Below are 23637 nucleotides of genomic sequence, written 5' to 3' on the forward strand. Positions count from 1 at the left end.
GGTTCCGCGCGCCGCGGATCGGCGGCCGGCGCCGGCGGCTGGGCCGACGGCCGGCGCGGCTGAACCACGGTGAGGTCGAAGTCGATGCCTTCCTCGGGCGGTGGCGCAACCGGGGCCGCCGGCGCGGCTGCCGGGGCGGCGGGCGCCTGGGCCTGGGTGCGCTGCCAGGCCACCGTCGGGGCGGCGTCGCCACGGGTCGGGATGGGGCTGCGCCCGGCCAGGGCTTCGCGCAACTCGGCGATCGACTGCGGCCGGTCGGCCGGCCGCGGCGCGAGCATCCAGTCGATGGTTTGCAGGAACGGTGTCGACAGGCCCTTGCCCGCGGCCGACTCGGCCAAGGGCGGCGCGTCGTCGTGCACCATGCGCGCCGTGGCCTGTGCCGGCGGCACGTTGAGCAGCAGGTAGTGCAGCGTGGCGCCCAGCGCGTACAGGTCGGTCCAGGCCCCCTGGCGCAGGCTGCCCGTTTCGCCGTACTGCTCGATCGGCGCATAGCTGGGCTTGAGGATGGCCGTCAGCGTCTGGCTGCGGTCCTTGATGACGTGGCGCGCGGCGCCGAAGTCCAGCAGCATCGGCACCCCGTCGTCGGCAATGACGATGTTGTCGGGCGCGATGTCGCGGTGGAAGACGGCCTCGCGGTGCAGCACGTCCAGCGCGCCGAGCAGCGGCTCCAGCAACTTGCGCAGCCAGGCTTCGTCGGGCGGCGCCGACATGGCCTGGCGCACCTCGCGCAGCGTGCGGCCGCGGTACAGGGGCATCACCATGTAGGCCGTGCCGCGGTCTTCCCAGAAGCGGTGCACCTTGATCAGCGACGGGTGGTCGAAGCGCGCCAGCAGCCGGGCCTCGTTCACGAAGGACCGCAGGCCCAGCGCGAAGGTGTCGGCATGCGTCGGCGACGTGATCGATACATGCAGCGAGGCCGTGCGCGTGGCCAGCGACGAGGGCATGTACTCCTTGATGGCCACCTCGCGCTCGAGCCCGTGGTCCCAGGCCAGGTAGACGATGCCGAAGCCGCCCACCCCGACGACGCGCCGCAGTTCGAACTCGCCCAGCCGCGTCCCCGCCGGCAGGGCATGGCCCGACATGGCGTGGGACGCATCGGCGGAGGACATCCTTCAAAGCTTACCCCACAGCCCCTGAACCGCGGGGCAGCCCCGACCGACGCGAACCTTAGAATCCGGCCGTTGTTCTCGACCCCTCCCGACGGAACGCCACCGAGCCCGCCCGCGTCGGCCGACGGCCGCCGAATCCGAAGTCTGCGCCCCCCCATCACCCGGACATGGTCTCCCGACGATCCCTGGTCGCGCTGTCCTCCCTGCCGCTGATGCCGCACGCCACCGCCCTGGCGCTGGAGGCGCCGGTGGGCGACGTGGTGCTCACCGTCACCGGCAAGGTCTCGACGACCAACCGCAACGGGCGGGCACTGTTCGACATGGCCATGCTCGAGCACATGCCGCAGGCCAGCTACACCACGCGCACGCCGTGGTACGTGGGCCCCCGCCGCTTCACCGGCCCGCTGCTGCGCGACGTGCTGCAGGCGGTCGGCGCCCAGGGCCGCCAACTGCGCGCAACCGCACTCAACGACTACCACGTCGAGATCCCGGTCGAGGATGCCCGGCGCTGGGACGTGATCGTCGCCCGCCTGCTCGACGGCAAGCCGATGACGGTGCGCGACAAGGGGCCGCTGTTCGTGATGTACCCCTTCGATGAGCATGGCGCCCTGCGCAGCCCGCTGTACTTCAGCCGCTGCACCTGGCAGCTGACCTCGATCGAGGTGATGTGAGCACGACAGGCGCCGCCCCCGACACCGTGGCCACGCCACCCGCACCGGCCGCAGCGCCGGCGCCGGGCGTGGTGCCCGAGCGGCGCCTGCGGCGGCGCACGCCCTGGTTCGGCGTCACCGGCCTGGTGCTGCTGGCGGCGCTGATGGCGGCATTCTTCGTGCAGGTGCGGCAGCACGCGCTGCTCGGCGCCAGCGTGCAGGACCAGGACGACTACACGGCCCTCAGCCTGTACCAGCTCGAGGTGGAGTACCTGCGGCTGCGCGAGGCCATGCGCCCTGCCGGCGGGGCCGACACCGAGCCGAACGGCAGCCTTCAACTGCGCTACGACATCTTCATCAGCCGCGTCGGCCTGCTCGACACCGTGCGTTCGCGCCGCCTGCTGGCCGGCATCGGCGCCGGGCCCGAGACGGTGCGGGCCATCGAGTCCTTCGTCACCCGGGCCGACGTGTACCTGGGTGCCGACGCGCGCGCGCCTCTCAGCCCGGCGGCGGCCGACGCGCTGCGGACCGAGCTCGACCGGCTGGGCGAACCCATTCACCAGCTGATGCTCGACGTGTCGCACGTCGTGGCGGGCCAGATCACCACGCGCCGCGACCAGGTGCGGCAGCACAACCAGGCGGGGCTGGCCCTCACGGCCTTCCTGTCGGCGATGGTGCTGGCCTTTGCCGGCATCGCCTTGCACCAGATGCGCAAGCTCGAGTTGCGGCGCCGGCGGCTCGAGGTGCTGGCCGACGAGTTGCGCGACGCACGGGCCATCGCCGAGGCCGCCAGCGCCGCCAAGAGCGCGTTCCTCGCCGACATGAGCCACGAGCTGCGCACGCCGTTGCACGGCCTGCTGGGCATGCTGTCACTGACGGCCGAGGCGCCGCGCGACGCCAGGGCGCCACAGTGGCTGGCCACCGCGGGTGAAAGCGGCAGCCACCTGCAGCGCCTGCTCGACGACATGCTCGACCTGTCCAAGCTCGAGTCCGGCACGCTGGCGCTGGCGCCGCAGCCGGTGCGGCTGGAGGCGCTGGTGCGCGAGGTCTGCGCGTTGATGCGGCCGGCGGCAGAGGCCAAGCAGCTGACCTTCGACATCGCCGTGCAGCCCACGCTGCCCGTCCATGTCCTGCTCGACCCGACGCGAACCAAGCAGGTGCTGTTCAACCTGCTGCACAACGCGATCAAGTATTCCGACGTCGGCACGGTGACGATGCGCTGCCGCCGTGTCGGTGACGACGACCCCCAGCCGCAGATCGAGTTCGAGGTCGGCGACAACGGCATCGGCATGAGCGCCGTCTCGCTGACACAGCTGTTCCAGCGCTTCTCGCGCGGGGATATCCCGCAGGTCCGCCGGCAGGGCGGCACGGGGCTGGGCCTGGCCATCTCGCGCAATCTGGCCCAGCTGATGGGCGGGGAGTTGGTGGTGCGCAGCACCCCCGGCTCGGGCAGCGTGTTCACCTTCCGCTGCCCGCTGGCCGAGGCCAGCGAGCCGAGCGCGGACCTTGCCATGCCAGCGCGGCTGGACCGCTGCCTCGAGGTGCTGATCGCCGAGGATCACCCGATCAACCGCATGTACCTGGGCGCGCTGCTCGAACGCATGGGCCACCGGCCGCGACAAGCCGTCAATGGCCTGGAGGCGGTGCAGGCCGCGCGTGCACAGCACTTCGACCTGGTGCTGATGGACGTGCACATGCCGGTGATGGACGGCGTGGCCGCGGCCGAAGCCATCCGCGCGCTGCCGACAGCGCAGGCGACGCCGCGCATCGTGGCCTTGACGGCCGATGTGTTCGCCGACACCCGCCAGCGCTGCCTGCGGGTGGGCATCGACGAGGTCGTCACCAAGCCGGTCAGCGCGGCGTCGCTCGGCGAACTGCTGCGGCGCCACTTCGGCGTGGCCGCCGAGCCGCCCGCCGGGCTGGCGCCGCCGCCGCCCCAGGCCGGCCAGCCGGTGCTGATCGACCGCACCGCCCAGGCCGACGTGCGCCAGGCCATGGGTGCGCAGCACAGCCGCTCGGTGTACGCCGCATTGTTCGAGCAGGCCTCGTCGGCCGGCGTGGCCATGCGCGAGGCCATGCGCGCTGCCGATGTCGAGGGCTTGCGGCGCGAGGCGCATGCGGTCGAGGGGGCCTCGCTCAACCTGGGCCTGCCGGCGCTGGCCGAGGTGGCCGCGGTGCTCAGCAGCGAAGCCCACGCCATGGCCGCGCCCCAGCTGGCGCTGGCCGTGCAGCGCTTCGACGAGATGGTGCAGGCCACGCGCGCGCTGTGCGCGGCCGAGGGGCTGCTGGACGGCTGACAGGCCTGGGCGCCCGCTGCGCCGGGGGGATCAGACCACCACGGGTTCCGGCTCCAGCCGGATGCCGAAGCGGCCGTAGACGCTTTCCTGGATGGCGCGGGCCAGCGTCACCACCTCGGCGCCGGTGGCGCCACCGTGGTTCACCAGCACCAGGGCCTGCTTGTCGTAGACGCCGGCGTGGCCCACACGCTTGCCCTTCCAGCCACAGGCATCGATCAGCCAGCCGGCGGCCAGCTTGCAGCTGCCGTCGGCCAGCGGGTAATGCACGATGTGCGGGTCGCGGGCGATGATGTCGCGGCACTGTTCGGCCGACACCACCGGGTTCTTGAAGAAGCTGCCGGCATTGCCGATCTGCGCCGGGTCGGGCAGCTTGTCGCGGCGGATGGCGCACACCCAGTCGAAGATCGTGCGCGCATCCGGGTGCGGGTTGCCGGTGTCGGCCATGCGGCGCTCGAGGTCGAGGTAGCCCAGCACCGGGGTCCACGGGCGCGGCAGCCGCAAGCGCACCCGGGTGATCAGGCTCTTGCCGGCCAGGCCACCGAAGCCGCCGTGCTTGAACACGCTGTCGCGGTAGCCGAAGGCGCAGGCGCGGGCGTCGAGCGTGACGCCGCGGCCGGTGACCAGGTCCACCGCGTCCAGCGAGTCGAAGCGGTCGGCCAGTTCCAGCCCGTAGGCGCCGATGTTCTGCACCGGCGACGCACCGACGGTGCCCGGGATCAATGCCAGGTTTTCCAGCCCCGGCCAGCCCTGGTCCAGGGTCCAGGCCACGGCCTCGTGCCAGTTCTCGCCGGCGCCGAACTCGACGATCCAGGCGTCGGGCCGCTCCTCGACCAGCCGGCGGCCGGTCACCTCCACCCGCAGCACGACGGCCTCGGGGTCGCGCGTGAGCACCAGGTTGCTGCCGCCGCCCAGCACCAGCTTGGGCAGGCGGCCCAGATCGGGGTGGTCGAGCACTCGCCGCACGTCGGCGTCGCCGCGCACCCGCACCAGCGCCCGGGCCACGGCCGGCAGCCCGAAGGTGTTGAGCTCGCGCAGGCTGACGCCCTGCTCGATCTCCAGCGGGTGCGCCGGCGGGTGGGCCGGGATGCGGGTCTGGGAGGTCATGCGTCGATTCTGGCGCATGGCCTGCCGGTCTGTGGGTGCATGATGCACAGTCGACCCGCCAGCGCCAGCGGGCTATCGCCCACGCACCCCGCGTGGCAGAATTTTGGCCAGCCCCCATCCGCCCACCATGCCCAGCTTCGACGTCGTCCTCGAACCCAACCTGGTCGAACTGCGCAACGCGGTCGACCAGAGCAACAAGGAAATCGGCACCCGCTTCGATTTCAAGGGCTCGTCCGCCCACATCGACAGCATCGAGAACAGCAAGCAGGACCGCCTGCTGCACCTGCTGGCCGACAGCGATTTCCAGATCGGCCAGGTGCGCGACATCCTGCTGGCCAAGCTGAGCAAGCGCGGGGTCGATGCGCGCTTCCTCGACTTCACCGGCAAGCCCGAGAAGATGGGCGGCGACAAGATGCGCCTGTCGGTGCCCATCAAGATGGGCATCGACGCCGACACCGCCAAGAAGATCCAGACCACCGTCAAGCAGAGCAAGCTGAAGGTGCAGGCCGCCATCCAGGGCGACAGCGTGCGCATCACCGGCGGCAAGCGCGACGACCTGCAGGCGGCCATCGCGCTGCTGCGCAAGTCGGTCGAGGACATGCCGCTGGCCTTCGACAACTTCCGCGACTGAACGCACCGGCATGCGACGCCCCCTCGCGCTGATGCTGTGCTGGGGCGCGTGCCTGGCGGCGCAGGCCCAGAGCGTCACGCTGTCGGGCAGCCTGGGCTCGTCCAAGGCCTTGCTGGTGATCGACGGCCAGCCGCACACGGTGGCCGTGGGCGCCAGCGTCAAGGGCGTCACGCTGAGGCGCCTGGGCGACGGCGAGGCCGAGGTCGAGGTGGGCGGCAAGCGCGCCACCCTGCGCCTGGGCGCCCCCATCCGGCTGGGCGGCGACAGCGGCGGCGCCCCGGGCGGCAGCGAGATCGTCATCGCGGCCGGACCGGGCGGGCACTTCACCTCGGCCGGCACGATCAACGGCAAGGCGGTGCAGTTCATGGTCGACACCGGCGCCACCAGCATCGCGCTCAGCCAGAGCGAGGCCAACCGCATCGGCCTCGATTGGCAGCGCGGCCGGCGCGGGCTGTCGCACACCGCGGGCGGCACCGTGCCCATCCACTCGGTCAACCTCACCTCGGTGAAAGTGGGCAGCGTCGAGGTCTTCAACGTCGATGCCGTCATCGTGCCCGCCGAGATGCCGATGGTGCTGCTGGGCAACAGCTTCCTCAGCCGCTTCTCGATGCGCCGCGACAGCGACGTGATGCGGCTGGAACGGCGGTGAGCACCGCGCGTGCCGCGCCGGTTGAGCGGTTGCGCTGACAGCAATCAGCCTGGTGTGCCCGGTGGGCATGCGCCGAGCGTCGGCCGTCAGCGCTGCGGCGGCTTCGACTGCCAGAACGCCAGCACCGCCACCACGCCCATCGCCGCCAGCACCAGCACCACCTCGCGGTAGCCCGGCACGGCCAGCAGCAGCCAGGCGGTGAGCAGCGGCGCCGCCGCGCGCGACAAGAGCCCGATGCCCGACATGGCGCCGCCGATGCGGCCGACGTGGGTGCGGCCGAAGTACTGCGGCACCAGCCCGCCGCGCACGATGGTGACCAGCCCGTTGGACATGCCGAACAGCAGCGCGAACAGCAGCAGCGCCGGCATCGAGCGGCTGAGCGCGAACAGCACCATCGACACCGGCAGCCCGGTGAGCACCAGGGCGCCCACGCGGCGCAGCGGCCACGAGCGGCCCAGCCACACGTAGAGCAGCCGGCCGGCCACCTGCGCCGGGCCGACGGTCATCAGCACCGTCAGCGCATCGGCCTCGCCCACGCCCTTGGAGGCGAACACCGGCATCACGTGCGCCCACAGTGCCGCCTGCACGAAGGCGTGCAGCATGAAGCACAGCGTCAGCCCCCAGAACGCGCCGGTGCGCAGGGCCTCGTGAAGCGAGGCATCGTCCTGCGCGTCGGCGGCATGCGGCGAGGCCACCAGCGCGGGGCCGCGCAGCGCCCAGGCGTGCAGCGGCGCCACCAGCAGCAGCACCCCGCCGATGACCGCCAGGGCAGGGCGCCAACCCAGGCCGGCCTGCAGCGCGGCAATGGCCGGGAACGACAGTGTGCTGGCGAAGCCGCCCACCAGCGTGAGCATCGTGATGCCGTGCTGGTAGCGCAGCGGGTAGCGCTTGGTCAGCACGTTGAAGGCCGGTTCGTACAGCGTGCACGCCATGGCCGCCCCCAGCACCAGCCACACCGCATACAGCATCCACGGCGCGCTGACCTGCGACCAGGCGACGAAGCCAGCGCCGGCCGCCGCCGAACCCCAGGCCATGACGGACCGCCCGTGGCCGGCGTCGATGGCCGCGCCGGCGGCGTAGGTGGCCGCGCCCCACACGGCCAGGCCGAGCGTGAACGCCCCCATCAGCGTGGGCTTGTCCCAACCCAGTTCGCGCTGCATCGGCAGCACGAAGGACGAGAAGGCGTAGTACAGCGTCGCCCAGCTCAGGATCTGCCCGACCGCCAGCGCCGACACCGTTGCGCCGTAACCGGGCCCGCGTTCATCCATCGCGGGCATCATACTGAGCAGCCCGCGGGACCAGGCAACGTGGCAGAGCCACATTGGCTCGAGCGCTCTACACGGGGGCCGGCCTTGTCGCCGCAGGGACAAGGCGGCAGCGAACGGTCGTGCTAAAAAGTACGATTCCGCATCCACCCATCGACCCAGCCGGAGACATCGTCGCCATGGACCTGAACTTCACCGCGGAAGAACTCGCCTTCCGCGCCGAGATCCGACAGTGGGTGGCCGAGAACCTGCCCAAGGACATCAGCCACAAGGTGCTGAATGCGCTGCGCCTGTCGCGCGACGACCTGCAGCGCTGGGCCAGGATCCTGGGCGCCAAGGGCTGGCTCGGCTACCACTGGCCCACCCAGTTCGGTGGCCCCGGCTGGTCGGCCGTGCAGCGTCACCTGTTCGAGGAAGAGTGCGCGCTGGCCGGCTCGCCGCGCATCGTGCCCTTCGGGCCGGTGATGGTGGCGCCGGTGATCATGGCCTTCGGCAACGCCGAGCAGCAGAAGCGCTTCCTGCCCGGCATTGCGTCGGGCGAGGTGTGGTGGAGCCAGGGCTACAGCGAACCCGGCTCGGGCTCGGACCTGGCCTCGGTGAAGACGCGCGCCGAACGCCAGGGCGACACCTACATCGTCAACGGCCAGAAGACCTGGACCACGCTCGGCCAGTTCGGCGAGTGGATCTTCTGCCTGGTGCGCACCAGCAACGAAGGCAAGCCGCAGACCGGCATCTCGTTCCTGCTGGTCGACATGAAGGCGCCCGGCGTCACCGTGCGGCCGATCATCACGATGGACGGCGAGCACGAGGTCAACGAGGTCTTCTTCGACAACGTCGTGGTGCCCGCCGAGAACCTCATCGGCGAAGAGAACAAGGGCTGGACCTACGCCAAGTTCCTGCTCGCCCACGAGCGCACCGGCATCGCCGACGTCAACCGCGCCAAGCGCGAGCTCGAGCGGGTCAAGCGCATCGCCAAGGCCGAGGGCCTGTTCGACGATGTGCGCTTCCGCGACCAGATCGCGCTGCTCGAGGTGGATATCGTCGCGCTCGAGATGCTGGTGCTGCGCGTGCTGTCGGCCGTCAAGAGCGGCAAGCAGACGCTGGACATCGCCGGCCTGCTGAAGATACGCGGCAGCGAGATCCAGCAGCGCTACACCGAGCTGATGATGCTGGCCGCCGGCCCGTTCAGCATGCCCTACCAGCACGAGGCGATGGAAGCCGGCTGGCAGGGCGACTTCGCCGGCGCGGCGGTCTGTGCGCCGCTGGCGGGCACCTACTTCAACATGCGCAAGACGACGATCTACGGTGGCTCGAACGAAGTGCAGCGCAACATCGTCTCGCAAACCGTGCTCGGCAGCTGAGGGAACACAGCCATGGATTTCGACTTCACAGACGATCAGGTCTCGCTGCGCGACGCGGTGGCCCGCTGGGTGGACAAGGGCTTCGACTTCTCCCGCCGCCATGCGCTGGCCAAGGCCGGCGGCCACACGCGGGCGGTGTACGGTGAACTGGCCGAGCTGGGCCTCACTGGCCTGGCCGTGCCCGAGGCCCACGGCGGCATGGGCTTCGGCGCCATCGAGGCCATGGTGGTGATGGAAGAGCTGGGCCGCGGCCTGGTCAACGCCCCCTACGCCTCGGGCGCGCTGGTGACACCGGTGCTGCTGGCGGCCGCGCCGGCCGAGCTGCAGGCGGCCTGGCTGCCGAAGGTGGCCTCGGCCGAGGCGCTGGTGGTGCTGGCGCACCTGGAGCGCGGCGCACACTACCGCCTCAGCCAGGTCGGCACGGCAGCGGTGCACAACGCCGGCGGCTGGACGCTCACCGGCCAGAAGAGCATCGTGCCCGCCGCCGACGAGGCCGATGCCTTCGTCGTGCCCGCGCGCATCGACGGCGACCTCGCGGCCAAGAGCGGCATCGGCCTGTTCCTGGTGGAGCGCGGCGCGGCCGGCACGACCGTCAAGGGCTACCCCACCCAGGACGGCGGCCGCGCCGGCGAGCTGATGCTGGCGGGCGCGCCGGCCACGCTGATCACCGACAACGGCTACGACGTGCTGGAGCAGGCCGTGGACGTGGGCATCGCCGCCACCTGTGCCGAGGCCGTGGGCCTGATGGACCGCCTGATGGCCATCACCGTGGACTACATGAACACGCGCAAGCAGTTCGGCACCACGCTGTCCACCTTCCAGGCGCTGCGCCACCGCATCGCCGACGTGAAGATGCAGGTGGAGCTGGGCCGCTCGATGAGCTACTTCGCCAGCCTCAAGCTCGGCGAGGCGCCGGCCCCGCGGCGCCGCGCGCTGTCGCAGGCCAAGGTGCAGCTGGGCCAGAGCATGCGCTTCGTCGGCCAGCAGTGCACCCAGCTGCACGGCGGCATCGGCGTCACCGACGAGTACATCGGCAGCCACTACTTCAAGCGGCTGACCATGCTCGAGATGACCTACGGCGACACCCTGCACCACCTGGGCGAGGTGTCGGCACGCATGCAGGACACTGCGGGCGTCTTCGCCTGATCGGCGGGGGCGCCACGACCCCAGGTTCTCCGATGTTCCCCGGCGCCATCACCGACGTGGCCGGCCTGAAGGTCGGCCACTTCACCGACCCGCGGCGGCCCACCGGCTGCACCGTGCTGCTGTGCGAGCAGGGCGCCACCGCCGGCGTCGACGTGCGCGGTGCCGCGCCGGGCACGCGCGAGACCGACCTGCTCGACCCGCGCAACGTCATCGAACAGGTGCATGCGGTGCTGCTCACCGGCGGCAGCGCCTTCGGCCTGGCGGCGGCCGACGGCGTGATGCGCTGGCTCGAGGCGCGCGGCCACGGCGTGCCCGTGGGCCCGGTGCGCGTGCCCATCGTGCCGGCGGCGGTGCTGTTCGATCTGTGGGTGGGCGACCCCTCGGTGCGTCCCGATGCCGCCGCCGGCTTCGCGGCCTGCGAGGCGGCCACCGCGTCGCATCCGATGCAGGGCAGCGTCGGCGCCGGGGCCGGCGCCACGGTGGGCAAGCTGTTCGGCATCGAGCGCGCGATGAAGGGCGGCATCGGCACCGCGTCGATGCGCGTGGGCGCGGTCACCGTGGCCGCGCTGGTGGCCGTCAACGCCATCGGCGACGTCGTCGACCCGACCACCGGGCGCGTGCTGGCCGGTGCGCTGGCCGACGATCGCCGCACGCCGCTGGACACGATGGCCGCGCTGTGCGACGGCCAGTTGCCGGCCGCATTGATGGCCGGCATGGCCACCACCATCGGCGTGGTGGCCACCGATGCCGCACTCACCAAGGCCCAGGCCGCCAAGCTGGCCTCGATGGCCCACGACGGGCTGGCGCGCAGCATCAACCCGGTGCACACCCAGTCCGACGGCGACACGCTGTTCGCCTTGGCCACCGGCGGCAGCGGACGGCCCGGCCACCTCACCGTGCTGGGCGCGCTGGCCGCGGAAGTGACGGCCCGGGCGGTGCTCAACGCGGTGCGCGCCGCGCATGGCCTCACCCAGCCCCGGATTCCCGCCGCGCGCGACCTCGGCTGGGTCTGACGGGGTCGGCACCACGCGGTCCGTGGCAGCTGCAATACACCGGCAGGCGGTGGGCCGGTGCGGTGACAATGCGGCCATCGCGCCCACTGCAGACCACGATGGGCGCCCGCGACCGACGACACCTGCCCATGCCGCCACCGCCCGATCCCCTCGACCCCGCCGCGTCGCTGCCGGGGCTCGACGACGCAGGTGTTCAAGCCCAGGTCGATGCGGCACGGGTGCGGGCCGTGCACGACGCGGCCCCCAAGCCGCTGGTCGCCAGCCTCGGCTTCACTGCACTGGCGATGGCCCTCCTCTATGGCCATGCACCGATCGCCCTGCTGGTGGGCTGGGTGGCGTGGCGGGTCGTCTGGACGATGGTCCGGCTCGCCAGCATCGCGGCCTATCGACGCGACCCCGACGCGGCGCGCCGCAGCCGGCACTGGTCGCGCGTGTTCATCGGCCTGATGGCCCCTGACGCTCTGAACTGGGCGGCCCTGCCGATCCTGTTCATGCCCTACGTCGAGGCGCAGGGCGACCTGATGCTCTTCGCCAGCGCCGTGGGCGTCACCGCCGTCGGCGCCTTCACCACCTGGCATCACCGCGGGGCGGGCATCGCCTTCATCGCACTGGTGACCTTGCCGGTGTCGATCGACCAGTTGCTGTTCCACGACCGCATCGGCCTGTACTGCGGCCTCTCGCTCTGGCTGTACTTCGGCCTGCTGGTCAACGAGGTGATCCGCGCCCAGGTGCAGTTGGACGAGACCATGCGGCTGCGCTTCGGCTATGCCCGGCTGGCAGACCAGCGGCGCCAGGCGCTCGACCTGGCCGAGGCCAGCAGCGTGGCCAAGACCCGCTTCCTGGCGGCCGTCAGCCACGAGATCCGCACGCCGCTCAACGGCGTGGTGGGCATGGCCCACCTGTTGCGCGACACCGCCGACCCGGCCCAGCGCGCCCATCGGCTGGAGGTGCTGAACCACAGCGCGCAGCACCTGCAGACCATCGTCGACGACCTCATCGACATGGCCCGGCTCGATGTCGGCCGGCTCGAGCTGCACAACGAACCGGTGGCGCCGGCCACGCTGGTGCGCGACGTCACCGACCTGCTGAGGCCCGATGCGCAGGCCAAGCGCCTGGCGCTCGAACTCCAGCTGGCCCCCGACCTGCCGGCCTGGGTGATGGTCGATGCCGGACGCGTGCGTCAGGTGTTGTTCAACCTGGTCGGCAATGCCGTCAAGTTCACCCGCCAGGGGCGCATCGTGGTCACGCTCGCACCGACCGTCGAAGGGCTGAGGCTGCAGGTCATCGACACCGGTGACGGCATCCCCGCCGACAGCCTGGAACGGGTGTTCGACGCCTTCGAGCAGGCCGGGCCCGGCGCCGCGGCACGGCGTGCCGGGGCGGGGCTGGGCCTGACCATCTCGCGCCAGCTGGCCCGCGCGATGGGGGGCGACGTGCGCTGCAGTTCCATCGTCGGCGTGGGCACCACCTTCGAGTTCGACCTGGCCGCGCCGCCCTGCCCCGCACCGCCCGAGCCCACCACGCCGGCGGTGGTGGACAGCCGCTGGCGCGGGCGCGTGCTGGTGGCCGACGACAACCCGGTCAATGCCCTGGTGGCCGAAGGCATGCTCGAGCGACTGGGCCTGGATGTCGAGGTGGCCAACGACGGCGCGCAAGCGCTGGCCCTGCTGGCCGCACAGCCTTTCGACGCGGTGCTGATGGACTGCCTGATGCCCGGCATCGACGGCTACGAGGCCACGCGACGCTGGCGGGTCGAGGAACAACGGCAAGGCCTGCCGCCGACGCCCATCGTGGCGCTGACGGCCAATGCCGTGGCCGGTGACCGAGACACCTGCCTGGCCGCCGGCATGAGCGACTACATTGCCAAGCCGTTCTCGCTCGAACAGCTGGTCGAGGTGCTGGCCCGCCACCTGCCGGGACTGCGCCGCGTCGACGAGCGTGCCGGCCGGCGCGACCGCAGCATCTGAAACGTCCCGAGGAACCCCTTGCCAGCCACTTCACCGCAGGCGATTGCCCGCATCCTTTTCGACCAGGGCTTCGGCACCCGGCGGCTGTGCGAAGGCATGGTGCTGGGCGGCACGGTCAGCGTCGACGGCCGCGTCATCGACGACCCGGGCGAGCCCTTCGTCGCCGAGGGCCTGGCCATCGTGGTCGACGGCCAGCCCTGGCACTGCCACGCGCAGGCCCTGGTGATGCTGCACAAGCCCACCGGCTACGAGTGCTCGCAGAAACCCAAGCACTGGCCCAGCGTGATGCTGCTGCTGCCGCCGCCGCTGCGCCGGCGCGGGCTGCAGCCGGTGGGCCGGCTCGACCAGGACACCACCGGCCTGCTGCTGTTCACCGACGACGGCGCGCTGATCCACCGCCTCACCAGCCCGAAGCAGCACGTGCCCAAGGTCTACGAGATCGGCACCGACCGGCCGGTCGAGCCGCGCCAGGTCGAGCGCCTGCTGGCCGGCGTGGTGCTGGACGACGACCCCGAGCCGGTGCGCGCCGAGGGCTGCGAGCCCACCGGCGAGCGCTCGCTGCGCCTGACGCTGGTGCAGGGCAAGTACCACCAGGTCAAGCGCATGGTGGCCGCCGTGGGCAACCACGTGGTGTCGCTGCACCGCGGCAGCTTCGGCGCGCTGGTGCTGCCCGACACCCTGGCGCCGGGCCAGTGGGCCTGGGTCGACGGCCTCGAGGCCATCGTCTCGGGCAAGGGTGGTTCTGACACCGTGCCCGACCCCCACGGCGGGCGGCCGGCTTCGGCCGGCCTCGGGGCGCCCTGAGCACCCCGATAATCGATCGCATGCGGGTCTTTCGCGGCTTCCACCACCCTGGCCTGGCCAGTGCCTGTGCACTGACCATCGGCAACTTCGACGGCGTGCACCGCGGCCACCAGGCCATGCTGGCGCTGCTGACCAACGAGGCCCGCCACCGCGGCGTCACCAGCTGCGTGATGACCTTCGAGCCGCACCCGCGCGACTACTTCGCGCGCCGCAGCGGGCAGCCCGATGCCGCGCCGCTGCGCATCGCCACGCTCAGGGACAAGCTCTCCGAGCTCGAGCGCTGCGGCATCGATCAGGTGGTGGTGCTGCGCTTCGACGCCCGCTTCGCCGGCCAGTCTCCGCAGGCCTTCGTCGACGACGTGCTGGTGGCCGGCCTGCGGGCGCGCTACGTGCTCGTCGGCGACGACTTCCGCTTCGGCGCCCGGCGGGCCGGCGACTACGCCATGCTCGACGCCGCCGGGCAGACCGCCGGCTTCGACGTGGCGCGGATGCTGAGCTACGAGGTGCACGGCCTGCGCGTGTCCAGTTCGGCGGTGCGCGACGCCCTGGCCGCCGGCGACATGGCCCGCACGGCCACGCTGCTGGGCCGGCCGTACAGCATCAGCGGCCACGTGGTGCATGGCCGCAAGCTCGGCCGCGAGCTGGGCTTCCGCACCTTGAACCTGGCCTTCGGCCACCCGCGACCGGCGGCCCAGGGCATCTTCGTCGTGCGCGTCGAAGGCCTGGGCGGTCGAACGCTGGCCGGGGTGGCCAGCCTGGGCGTGCGGCCCACGGTGGAAGATGCCGGCCGCGTGCTGCTCGAGGTGCACTGCCTCGACTGGCCGGATGGCCTGGGCGCCGAGGCCGGCTATGGCCAGGTCGTGCGGGTCGAACTGCTGCACAAGCTGCACGACGAGCGCCGCTACGACTCGCTCGACGCGCTGCGCGAGGGCATCGCCCGCGACACCGCCGACGCACGCGACTGGTTCGCTCGCCGAGCTGGGGGCTGACGTCTCGCCGCCGGCGGCGGCTCAAAACCGCCAGGCCAGCCCGCCGCTCACGCCCCAGTTGGTGCGCCGGCGCGTCAGCGGGCTGTCCACCGCCGGGCCCTGCAGCACATTGGCGCCGACGCTCGCCAGACCGATCCAGCGGGGGCTCAGCTCGGCGCGCAGGCCGGCGTTGACGGCAACATCGCGCAGGCCGGCACCGGGCTCGTACACCGGATGCCCCGAGCTCAGGCTCTGCGACGGCGTGATGCCGAAGTAGCTTTGCTGGTAGCGGCGATTGGCCCAGGTGGTGCCCACGCCCACGGTGGACTGCAGCGTGGGCGACAGACGCCACTCGTGGCTGATGCCCAGGTCCACCAGCGCACCACCGCCGCGTCCGAGCAGATCGGGGCTGACGCCGGCGGCGAGTCGCCAGCCGTCGTCGAAGCGCTTCACGGCGGACAGCCGCAACCGGACGGTCGGCCGCAGGTCGGGCAAGCCGGCCAGCGCCGGGTCGACGTCGGCGTCGCGACCACCATCCATGCGCGCCGACAGCGACACGCGCAGGTTGCCGCGCTCGACGAGTTCGGCCGTCAGGCCACGGTCGATCTCTTCGTTGCGCCGCGAGACGAAGCCGCTGGTGGTGGTGATCGTGAAGCGCCCGTAGCGCAGGAAGAGGCCTGGCGTCGCCCGAACCTTGGTGTCGGCGGCGCCCAGGTAGGTCGGGCCTTGGTGCACGATGAGGCCGACCGCGCCTTCCCAGTGCGCAGGCTCGGTCGGCACCGCGCTCTCGGCGAACGCCGTCGGCGCCACCAGGGCGCAGGCCAGGGCAAGGGACAGTCGCATGGATGGGCTTCAGTAGAATCCGGTCCATGGCATTGTGCGGGTTTATCCTGAATCACCTGTTGCGCGGGCGCGGACATGCCGCCACGCGACGCCAGACCACGCGCGACCGAATTCACCGCAGGGTCGTCTGACGCCGCCTGCGCCGCGCGCGCCGTTCCGCGCGCCGGCACCCGTTCCACCTCCTGCGACCGACGCGCCGACACAACCTCTGGCGCGACCTGCCATGACCGAATCGACCGCCCCCGATTACCGCAGCACGCTCAACCTGCCCGACACCCCCTTCCCGATGCGCGGCGACCTGCCCAAGCGCGAACCGGGCTGGGTGAAAGACTGGAACGAGAACGGTCTTTACAAGAAGTTGCGCGACGCCCGCTGCCACGCGCCGAAGTTCATCCTGCACGACGGCCCGCCCTACGCCAACGGCCAGATCCACATGGGCCACGCCGTCAACAAGGTGCTCAAGGACATGATCGTCAAGGCGCGGCAACTGGCCGGCTTCGACGCCCAGTACGTGCCCGGCTGGGACTGCCACGGCCTGCCGATCGAGAACGCGATCGAGAAGAAGCACGGCCGCGGCCTCAGCCGCGACGACATGCAGGCCCGCAGCCGGGCCTACGCCACCGAGCAGATCGCGCTGCAGATGGGCGACTTCAAGCGCCTGGGCGTGCTGGGCGACTGGGACCACCGCTATGCCACGATGGACCCCGCCAACGAGGCCGGCGAGATCCGCGCCTTCAAGCGCGTCATCGAGCGCGGCTTCGTCTACCGCGGCTTGAAGCCCGTCTACTGGTGCTTCGACTGCGGCAGTTCGCTGGCCGAATTCGAGATCGAGTACGCCGACAAGAAGAGCCAGACGCTCGACGTCGGCTTCCTGTGCGACGAGCCCGACCGCCTGGCCGCCGCCTTCGGCCTGCCCGGGCTGGACAAGGACGCCTTCGCGGTGATCTGGACCACCACCGCCTGGACCATCCCCGCCAACCAGGCGCTCAACCTGAACCCGGCGCTCGAGTACGCGCTGGTCGACACCGAGCGCGGCCTGCTGGTGCTGGCCGCGTCGCTGGTCGACAAGTGCCTGGCCCGCTACGGCCTGGCCGGCACGGTGCTCGCCACCACGCTGGGCGACAAGCTCGGCGGCCTGAACTTCCGCCACCCGCTGGCCCATGTGGACGCGGGTTATGATCGCCTGTCGCCGGTGTACCTGGCCGACTACGCCACCGCCGACGACGGCACGGGCCTGGTGCACTCGTCGCCGGCCTATGGCCTGGACGACTTCAACTCCTGTGTCAGCCACGGGATGAAGGTCGACGACATCCTGAACCCGGTGCAGGGCAACGGCAGCTACGCGGCCGACTTCCCGCTGTTCGGTGGCCTGAACATCTGGAAGGCCGTGCCGGTGATCCTGGACGCGCTCAAGGGCGCCGGCCGGCTGTTCAGCACCGAGACCATCACCCACAGCTACCCGCACTGCTGGCGCCACAAGAGCCCGGTGATCTACCGCGCCGCGGCGCAGTGGTTCGTGCGCATGGACGAGGGCGAGGGCGTGTTCACCCGCGACAAGGCGCCGCGCACGCTGCGGCAGATGGCGCTGGAGGCGATCGACGGGAACCCCGAGTCGGGGCAAGCCCCGACGGGCTTCTATCCCGAGAACGGCCGCGCCCGCCTGCGCGACATGATCGCCAACCGGCCCGACTGGTGCATCAGCCGCCAGCGCAGCTGGGGCGTGCCGCTGCCCTTCTTCCTGCACAAGGACACCGGCGAGCTGCACCCGCGCACGATGGACATCCTCGACCAGGCGGCCACCATCGTCGAGCAGGGCGGCATCGAGGCCTGGAGCCGCGTCACCACCGAAGACATCCTGGGCCCGCAGGAGGCGCCGCACTACACCAAGAGCAGCGACATCCTCGAGGTGTGGTTCGACTCCGGCTCCACCTTCTGGCACGTGCTGCGCGGCACCCACCCCGACGGCCACCACGCCGAAGGCCCCGAGGCCGACCTCTACCTCGAAGGCCACGACCAGCACCGCGGCTGGTTCCACAGCTCGCTGCTGCTGGCCTGCGCGCTGTACGGCCGGGCGCCTTACCGCGGCCTGCTCACCCACGGCTTCACGGTGGACAGCCAGGGCCGCAAGATGAGCAAGAGCCAGGGCAACGGCATCGAGCCGCAGGCCGTGAGCCAGAAGCTCGGGGCCGAGATCATCCGGCTGTGGGTGGCGTCCAGCGACTACTCGGGCGACATCGCCGGCGACGACAAGATCCTCGCCCGCGTGGTGGACGGCTACCGCCGCATCCGCAACACGCTGCGCTTCCTGCTGGCCAACACCAGCGACTTCGACCCGGCCACCGATGCCGTGCCGCAGCCGCAGATGCTCGAGATCGACCGCTGGGCGCTGGCCCGCGCAGCGCAGGTGCAGGGCGAGATCCTGGCGCACTACGAGGTCTACGAGTTCCACCCGGTGGTGGCCAAGCTGGGCATCTTCTGCTCCGAAGACCTGGGCGCGTTCTACCTCGACGTGCTGAAGGACCGGCTCTACACAACCGCGCCCAAGAGCCTGGCCAGGCGCAGCGCGCAGACCGCGCTGTGGCAGATCACCCACGCGATGCTGCGCTGGATGGCGCCCTTCCTCAGCTTCACCGCCGAGGAGGCCTGGCAGGTGTTCGACGGCAAGGGCCAGTCGATCTTCACCGAGACCTACTGGGACTTCGCACCGTCCGACGACACCCTGCTGGCCAAGTGGGCGCGCGTGCGCGAGGTGCGCGAGGCCGTCAACAAGGCCATCGAGGACGTGCGCAGCGCCGGTGGCGTCGGGTCGTCGCTGCAGGCCACGGTGGCGCTGACCGCGCCGGCCGACCTGCATGCGGTGCTGGCCTCGCTGGGCGAGGACCTGAAGTTCGTGCTCATCGCCTCGGCCGCCACGCTGGCCGAGGGGGCCGAGTTCACTGTGGCCGTCACGCCATCCACCGCCACCAAGTGCGAGCGCTGCTGGCACTACCGAGACGACGTCGGCATCGACCCCGCGCACCCGACGATCTGCGGCCGCTGCGCCAGCAACCTGCACGGCAGCGGCGAAATCCGCGCCGTGGCGTGATGGCCCGGTCGGCGTCGAACGCGGCGCCCGGCCTGGCCGTCTGGCTGGGCCTGGCGGTGGCGGTCATCCTGCTCGACCAGTTGACCAAGACCCTGGTGCTGGGCGAGTTCCGCCTCGGCGACAGCCGCACCATCACCTCGTACTTCAACCTCGTGCGGGCGCACAACACCGGCGCGGCCTTCTCGTTCCTGGCCGGGGCCTCGGGCTGGCAGCGCTGGTTCTTCGTCGGCCTGGGCGCGGTGGCGTCGGTGTTCATCGTGTGGATGCTGCGCGCCCACCCCACGCAGCGCCTGTTCTGCTTCGCGATCAGCCTGATCCTGGGCGGCGCGGTGGGCAACGTGATCGACCGGCTGCTGCACGGCTACGTCGTCGACTTCCTGCAGTTCCACTGGGACTTCCTGTCGCCGATGTTCCATGGCGGCTACTTCCCGGCCTTCAACGTGGCCGACAGCGCCATCACCGCGGGCGCCATCGGCCTGATCATCGACGAGCTGCGCCGGGTGCGGCGCAGCTGACACCGCCCGAAGGCCGCCGATGCCCCTGATGCAGGCCTTGCTCAGCGCGCGAGACCTGGGGCGCCTGCAGACCATCGCCTCGGTGTTCGTGCGCCATGGCTTCGGCGACATGGTGCACCGACTGGGCTGGACCGACGCGCTGCGCAAGGCCGGCCACACGCTCAACCTGGACCACGCCGCCGACCTGGCGCAGCTGACGCCGCCCGAGCAGGTGCGCAGCGCGCTCGAGGAACTGGGGCCCACCTTCGTCAAGCTCGGCCAACTGATGGCCGGCCGCGCCGACCTGTTCGGCCCCGAGTGGATCGCGCAGTTCGAGCGCCTGCACAGCGGCGCCCCGGCGGTGGCCCCGGCCGCGCTGCGGGCGCAGCTCACCGCCGACCTGGGCGCGCCACCCGAGCAGGTGTTCGCGCAGTGGGACGACACGCCGTTGGCCGCGGCCTCCATCGCCCAGGTGCACGCGGCCACGCTGGCCGACGGCACCGAGGTCGTCGTCAAGGTGCGACGCCCCGGCATCGCCGCGACGATCGAGGCCGACCTGCGCCTGCTCGAGCGCCTGGCCGGGGCCGCGCTGCGGCAATGGCCCGAGCTGGAACCCTATCGCCCGATCGACCTGGCGCGGCAGCTCGGCCGCTCGCTGCGCCGAGAGCTGAACCTGGCCACCGAGTGCCGCCATGCCGAGCGCATCGCACTGGCCTTTGCCGACCAGCCCGAGATCGTCATCCCGCGCGTCTACTGGGACTGGACGCACGAGCGCGTGAACGTGCAGCAGCGCATCCGCGGCGTGCCCGCCGAAGACACCGCCGCCATCGACGCCAGCAGCCTCGACCGCCACGTCATCGCCACCCGCGGCGCCCGGGCGGTGCTGCAGATGATCGTGCGCGACGGCTTCTTCCACGCCGACCCGCACGCCGGCAACCTGTTCTTCCTGCCGGGCAACCGCATCGCCTTCGTCGACTTCGGCATGGTCGGCAGAGTGACACCCGAACGACGCGACCAACTGCTGCGCCTGATGCTGGGCCTGGTGCAGCGTGACGCGCCGGCCGTGGCCGAGGTGCTGATCGATTGGGCCGCCGACGACGACCCGGTCGACGACACCGCGCTGCTGGGCGAGATCGACGCCTTCGTCGACCAGTACCACGGCGTGCCGCTGGCCCGGCTGAGCCTGGCCGACATGCTGGGCGACGTGACCACCCTGCTGCGCGCGCACCGGCTGGCGCTGCCGCCCGACCTGGCGCTGCTGATCAAGACCTTCGTCACGCTCGAAGGCCTGGGCCGCGGGCTCGACCCCGGCTTCCACATGGCCGAAGAGGCCCTGCCGCAACTGCGCGAGGCCCTGCACGCGCGCTACCAGCCGCGCGCGCTGGCGCAGCGTGGCTGGGCCACGTTGAGCCGCACCGCCGACCTGCTGGGCCAGCTGCCGCGCGACCTGTCGCGCCTGCTGCGCACCGCACGCCGCGGCCGCATCCAGGTGCAGGTGGATGTGGCCGACCTGCGGCCGGTGGTCGACCAGCTCGACCGCGCCGCGCAGCGCATCGCGGTGGGGCTGGTGGTGGCGGCGCTGATCGTCGGCTCGTCGATCGTGATGACCGTGGGTGGCGGGCCCACGCTGCTGGGCCTGCCGGCCTTCGGCCTGCTGGGCTTCGTCGGCGCCACGGCGGGCGCGCTGTGGCTGATGCTCGGCGGCCGTGGCCGCCGGTGACGGCGCGCAACACCCGGCCGCCGCAGCGTTCAGGGCGAACACGGGTGGACGCTGCCGGGCAGGGCCACTAGGCTGCCGGCCATGACCGATGAGTCCCGCGCGCCCGACCCACCACCGCCCCCCGACCGATCGACCGCCACCGACACCGACCCAGCCGCTGCCCTGCCGGCCGCCTTTGCCATCCGCCTGCGCCCGCTGGCACCATCGGCCCCATTCCGGTGGCTGGCCCTGGGCTGGCGCGATTTCGCGCGCAGCCCCCTGATCGGCCTGTTCTACGGCGCCTGCTTCATGACCATGGGCTGGGCGCTGATCAAGGTCTACGAACACGCGCCGGCCTGGGTGCTGGCGCTGTCGGCCGGCTTCCTGCTGTCGGGGCCCTTCCTGTGCCTGGGCCTGTACCAGAGCAGCCGGCGGCTCGAGCGCGGCGAGAAGCCCGACTTCGGCGATTCGCTGCTGGCCTGGGACCAGCGCACCGCCGCGCTCGGCATCTTCGGCTTCGTGCTGCTGGTGCTCGAGATGCTGTGGGGCCGCGCGTCGCTGGTGGTGTTCGCGGTCAGCTTCGACGGCATGCCCGACTTCAAGGGCTCGCTGCTGGCCCTGCTCGACCCCGAGAACATCAACTTCATCGTCGCCTACGTGCTGGTGGGCGGTGTCTTCGCCGGGCTGATCTATTCCGTCAGCGTGGTCTCGATCCCGATGATCCTCGACCAGCAGACCGACGCCATCACCGCCGGGCTGACCAGCATTCGGCTGGTCCTCACCCAGCCCGGCGTGATGCTGCTGTGGGGGGCGCTGATCACCGGGCTGGTGGTGCTGGCCATGATCCCCTGGTTCACCGGGCTGCTGGTGGTGGGCCCGGTGATCGGCCACGCCTCGTGGCATGCCTACCGCGAGGCCGTCGACAGCCCGGTCGCCCCACCCCCATGACCGCGTCATCCTCGCGCTACCATCCCAAGGGTTAGACCGCGCCGTTCGCGCGTCTTGGAGTCCAGGCGCGTCCAGCCATGCTCGATTTCGACGATCTACAACACTACGACTGGCTGCACGTGCCGACGTGGGTGTTCGATGTCGAGCGCCTGGCGGTGGTGTGGGCCAATGCCGCCGGGCTGCAGTTCTGGCAGGCCGGCGACATGGACGAGCTGTGCCAGCGCGACTTCAGCGACGCCTCGCCCGCGGTGATCGCGCGGCTCGAGGCCGCGATGCAGCAGCATGCACAGGGCCGCCTCGTGCGCGAGCCCTGGACGCTGTACCCGCACGACGAGCCGATGACCTCGGTGCTGCTGTCCCGCGGCATCCGGCTGCCCGACGGGCGGCAGGCCATCCTGTTCGCTTCGGAACCACTGGCCGCCAGCTACGACGCCGGCATGCTGCGCGGCATCGAGGCCATCCGCCACACGCCCGTGCGCGTGGCGCTGCACCGCGTCGACGGCGGGCCGGCGCTGATGCGCAACCCGGCCGCGGTGGCCGCCTTCGGGCCGGTGGAGGGCGATGACGGCGACGACCGTTTCAGCGACCTGTTCGACGACGTGGCACTGGCCGTGGCCATCGTCGACACCGTGCGCCAGGCGCGCCCCCATGCCGGCGACGCGTTGCTGCGCACGCGGCAGGGGCCGCGCTGGCACGCCATCGACGCGCGCGCGGTGCGCGACCCGGTCACCGGCAGCGCGATGCTGCAGTTCAATGCCCGCGACATCAGCGACCTGAAGGCGGCGCTGGCCGCGCTCGAATCCGCCCGCGACGCGGCCGAGGCCGCCAATCGCGCCAAGAGCAGCTTCCTGGCCAACATGAGCCACGAGATCCGCACGCCGATGAACGGCGTCATCGGCCTGACGCAGTTGCTGCTGGACACGCCGCTGCAGCCGCGCCAGCGGCAGTTCGTCGAGCTGGCGCTGGGCTCGGCCAAGGGGCTGATGCAGATCATCGACGACATCCTCGACCTGTCGAAGATCGAGGCCGGCAAGTTCACGCTGCACCCGCAGCCGATGTCGCTGCGCGAGACGCTGGCGCAGTCGCTGGCCCCGCTGCAGGTGCAGGCCGCCACCCGCGCCCTGCGCTTCGATTGGCAGGCCGCCGACGACGTGCCCGACCGCGTGGTGGCCGACGGCCCGCGCTGGCGGCAGATCGTGCTGAACCTGGCCGGCAATGCGCTGAAGTTCACCGAGCAGGGCAGCGTGCGCGTGCTGCTCGAACGCCGTGCCAGCGACCAGCACCAGCTGCTGCTGGCCTGCAGCGTGCTCGACACCGGCATCGGCATGACGCCCGAACAGGTGCGCCAGATCTTCGACCCCTTCACCCAGGCCGACGACAGCGTCACCCGCCGCTACGGCGGCACCGGGCTGGGCCTGTCCATCGTGCAGCGGCTGGTGCAGCTGATGGGCGGGCACATCGAGGTCGAGAGCGACCCCGGCACCGGCAGCTGCTTCCGCTTCGTGGTGCCGGTGGCCCTGCCGGCGGCCGGCTGACCCGGCGGCTGCGGACCTCGTTCGGGTCAACCGTAGGGCGCCGAAGTAGTTGCTCTGACGCGTGCGCCC

Annotated in this window: 19 protein-coding genes; 15 read left to right on the forward strand and 4 right to left on the reverse strand. The window is 71.6% G+C overall.

Annotated elements, in window-relative coordinates; all coding sequences use genetic code 11:
* A partial coding sequence (locus tag EOINJALH_RS10420) for a serine/threonine-protein kinase (RefSeq protein WP_199873304.1) occupies positions 1–1109 on the reverse strand: 1109 nt, incomplete at its 3' end.
* 167 nt (positions 1110–1276) lie between these two features.
* Here EOINJALH_RS10420 and EOINJALH_RS10425 point away from each other — a divergent pair.
* Together EOINJALH_RS10425 and EOINJALH_RS10430 are read left to right on the forward strand one after the other, a co-directional pair.
* On the forward strand, positions 1277–1780 hold the full coding sequence (locus tag EOINJALH_RS10425; RefSeq protein ID WP_088280295.1) for a molybdopterin-dependent oxidoreductase: 504 nt from the start codon (positions 1277–1279) through the stop codon (positions 1778–1780).
* Positions 1777–4056, forward strand: coding sequence for an ATP-binding protein (locus tag EOINJALH_RS10430; RefSeq protein ID WP_088280296.1), 2280 nt, complete (start codon positions 1777–1779; stop codon positions 4054–4056). The genes EOINJALH_RS10425 and EOINJALH_RS10430 overlap by 4 nt, the downstream gene beginning before the upstream one ends.
* Positions 4057–4086: 30 nt before the next feature.
* Here EOINJALH_RS10430 and murB read toward each other — a convergent pair whose 3' ends face one another.
* Positions 4087–5160: a UDP-N-acetylmuramate dehydrogenase gene (gene murB / locus EOINJALH_RS10435; protein ID WP_234413774.1), complete on the reverse strand. Its 1074-nt coding sequence runs from the start codon at positions 5158–5160 to the stop codon at positions 4087–4089.
* 127 nt (positions 5161–5287) lie between these two features.
* Between murB and EOINJALH_RS10440 the strand changes: the two genes are divergently transcribed.
* On the forward strand, positions 5288–5791 hold the full coding sequence (locus EOINJALH_RS10440) for a YajQ family cyclic di-GMP-binding protein (protein ID WP_088280297.1): 504 nt from the start codon (positions 5288–5290) through the stop codon (positions 5789–5791).
* A 10-nt stretch (positions 5792–5801) separates the two neighbouring features.
* Positions 5802–6440, forward strand: coding sequence for a TIGR02281 family clan AA aspartic protease (locus EOINJALH_RS10445; RefSeq protein WP_088280298.1), 639 nt, complete (start codon positions 5802–5804; stop codon positions 6438–6440).
* 86 nt (positions 6441–6526) lie between these two features.
* On the opposite strand, the gene EOINJALH_RS10450 is transcribed toward EOINJALH_RS10445, so the two are convergent.
* A complete protein-coding gene (locus tag EOINJALH_RS10450; protein ID WP_144289962.1) occupies positions 6527–7708 on the reverse strand; it encodes an MFS transporter in 1182 nt (393 codons plus the stop codon).
* 176 nt (positions 7709–7884) lie between these two features.
* Here EOINJALH_RS10450 and EOINJALH_RS10455 point away from each other — a divergent pair, with 176 nt between their 5' ends.
* The 6 genes from EOINJALH_RS10455 to EOINJALH_RS10480 all read left to right on the forward strand — a co-directional run bounded on the left by EOINJALH_RS10455 (position 7885) and on the right by EOINJALH_RS10480 (position 14985).
* Positions 7885–9066, forward strand: a complete 1182-nt coding sequence (locus EOINJALH_RS10455) for an acyl-CoA dehydrogenase family protein (protein WP_088280300.1) — start codon at positions 7885–7887, stop codon at positions 9064–9066.
* Between the two features lie 12 nt (positions 9067–9078).
* Positions 9079–10212, forward strand: a complete 1134-nt coding sequence (locus EOINJALH_RS10460; RefSeq protein WP_088280301.1) for an acyl-CoA dehydrogenase family protein — start codon at positions 9079–9081, stop codon at positions 10210–10212.
* A 32-nt stretch (positions 10213–10244) separates the two neighbouring features.
* A complete protein-coding gene (locus tag EOINJALH_RS10465; RefSeq protein ID WP_088280302.1) occupies positions 10245–11225 on the forward strand; it encodes a P1 family peptidase in 981 nt (326 codons plus the stop codon).
* A 128-nt stretch (positions 11226–11353) separates the two neighbouring features.
* Positions 11354–13192, forward strand: a complete 1839-nt coding sequence (locus tag EOINJALH_RS10470) for an ATP-binding protein (protein WP_158219714.1) — start codon at positions 11354–11356, stop codon at positions 13190–13192.
* A gap of 18 nt (positions 13193–13210) precedes the next feature.
* A complete protein-coding gene (locus EOINJALH_RS10475) occupies positions 13211–13996 on the forward strand; it encodes a pseudouridine synthase (RefSeq protein ID WP_404872754.1) in 786 nt (261 codons plus the stop codon).
* A gap of 20 nt (positions 13997–14016) precedes the next feature.
* On the forward strand, positions 14017–14985 hold the full coding sequence (locus EOINJALH_RS10480; RefSeq protein ID WP_088280305.1) for a bifunctional riboflavin kinase/FAD synthetase: 969 nt from the start codon (positions 14017–14019) through the stop codon (positions 14983–14985).
* A 21-nt stretch (positions 14986–15006) separates the two neighbouring features.
* On the opposite strand, the gene EOINJALH_RS10485 is transcribed toward EOINJALH_RS10480, so the two are convergent.
* Positions 15007–15807: a MipA/OmpV family protein gene (locus EOINJALH_RS10485; protein ID WP_088280306.1), complete on the reverse strand. Its 801-nt coding sequence runs from the start codon at positions 15805–15807 to the stop codon at positions 15007–15009.
* Positions 15808–16030: 223 nt separating this feature from the next.
* Between EOINJALH_RS10485 and ileS the strand changes: the two genes are divergently transcribed.
* The 5 genes from ileS to EOINJALH_RS10510 all read left to right on the forward strand — a co-directional run bounded on the left by ileS (position 16031) and on the right by EOINJALH_RS10510 (position 23568).
* Positions 16031–18892, forward strand: coding sequence for an isoleucine--tRNA ligase (ileS, locus tag EOINJALH_RS10490; RefSeq protein ID WP_088280307.1), 2862 nt, complete (start codon positions 16031–16033; stop codon positions 18890–18892).
* The gene (gene lspA / locus EOINJALH_RS10495) at positions 18892–19407 is read left to right on the forward strand and encodes a signal peptidase II (RefSeq protein WP_088280308.1); all 516 of its coding nucleotides are present in this window, start codon (positions 18892–18894) and stop codon (positions 19405–19407) included. Before ileS ends, lspA begins: the two co-directional genes overlap by 1 nt.
* Before the next feature lie 19 nt (positions 19408–19426).
* Positions 19427–21106 (forward strand): AarF/ABC1/UbiB kinase family protein, encoded by a 1680-nt coding sequence (locus EOINJALH_RS10500; RefSeq protein ID WP_088280309.1) that lies wholly within the window; start codon positions 19427–19429, stop codon positions 21104–21106.
* A gap of 81 nt (positions 21107–21187) precedes the next feature.
* Complete coding sequence (locus tag EOINJALH_RS10505) at positions 21188–22033, forward strand: DUF2189 domain-containing protein (protein ID WP_088280310.1); 846 nt, start codon at positions 21188–21190, stop codon at positions 22031–22033.
* A 77-nt stretch (positions 22034–22110) separates the two neighbouring features.
* The gene (locus EOINJALH_RS10510; protein ID WP_088280311.1) at positions 22111–23568 is read left to right on the forward strand and encodes an ATP-binding protein; all 1458 of its coding nucleotides are present in this window, start codon (positions 22111–22113) and stop codon (positions 23566–23568) included.
* The last annotated feature ends 69 nt before the right edge of the window (positions 23569–23637 follow it).

Origin of the sequence: Ideonella sp. A 288 (genome assembly GCF_002198735.1) — a bacterium.
Lineage (GTDB): Bacteria > Pseudomonadota > Gammaproteobacteria > Burkholderiales > Burkholderiaceae_C > Pseudaquabacterium.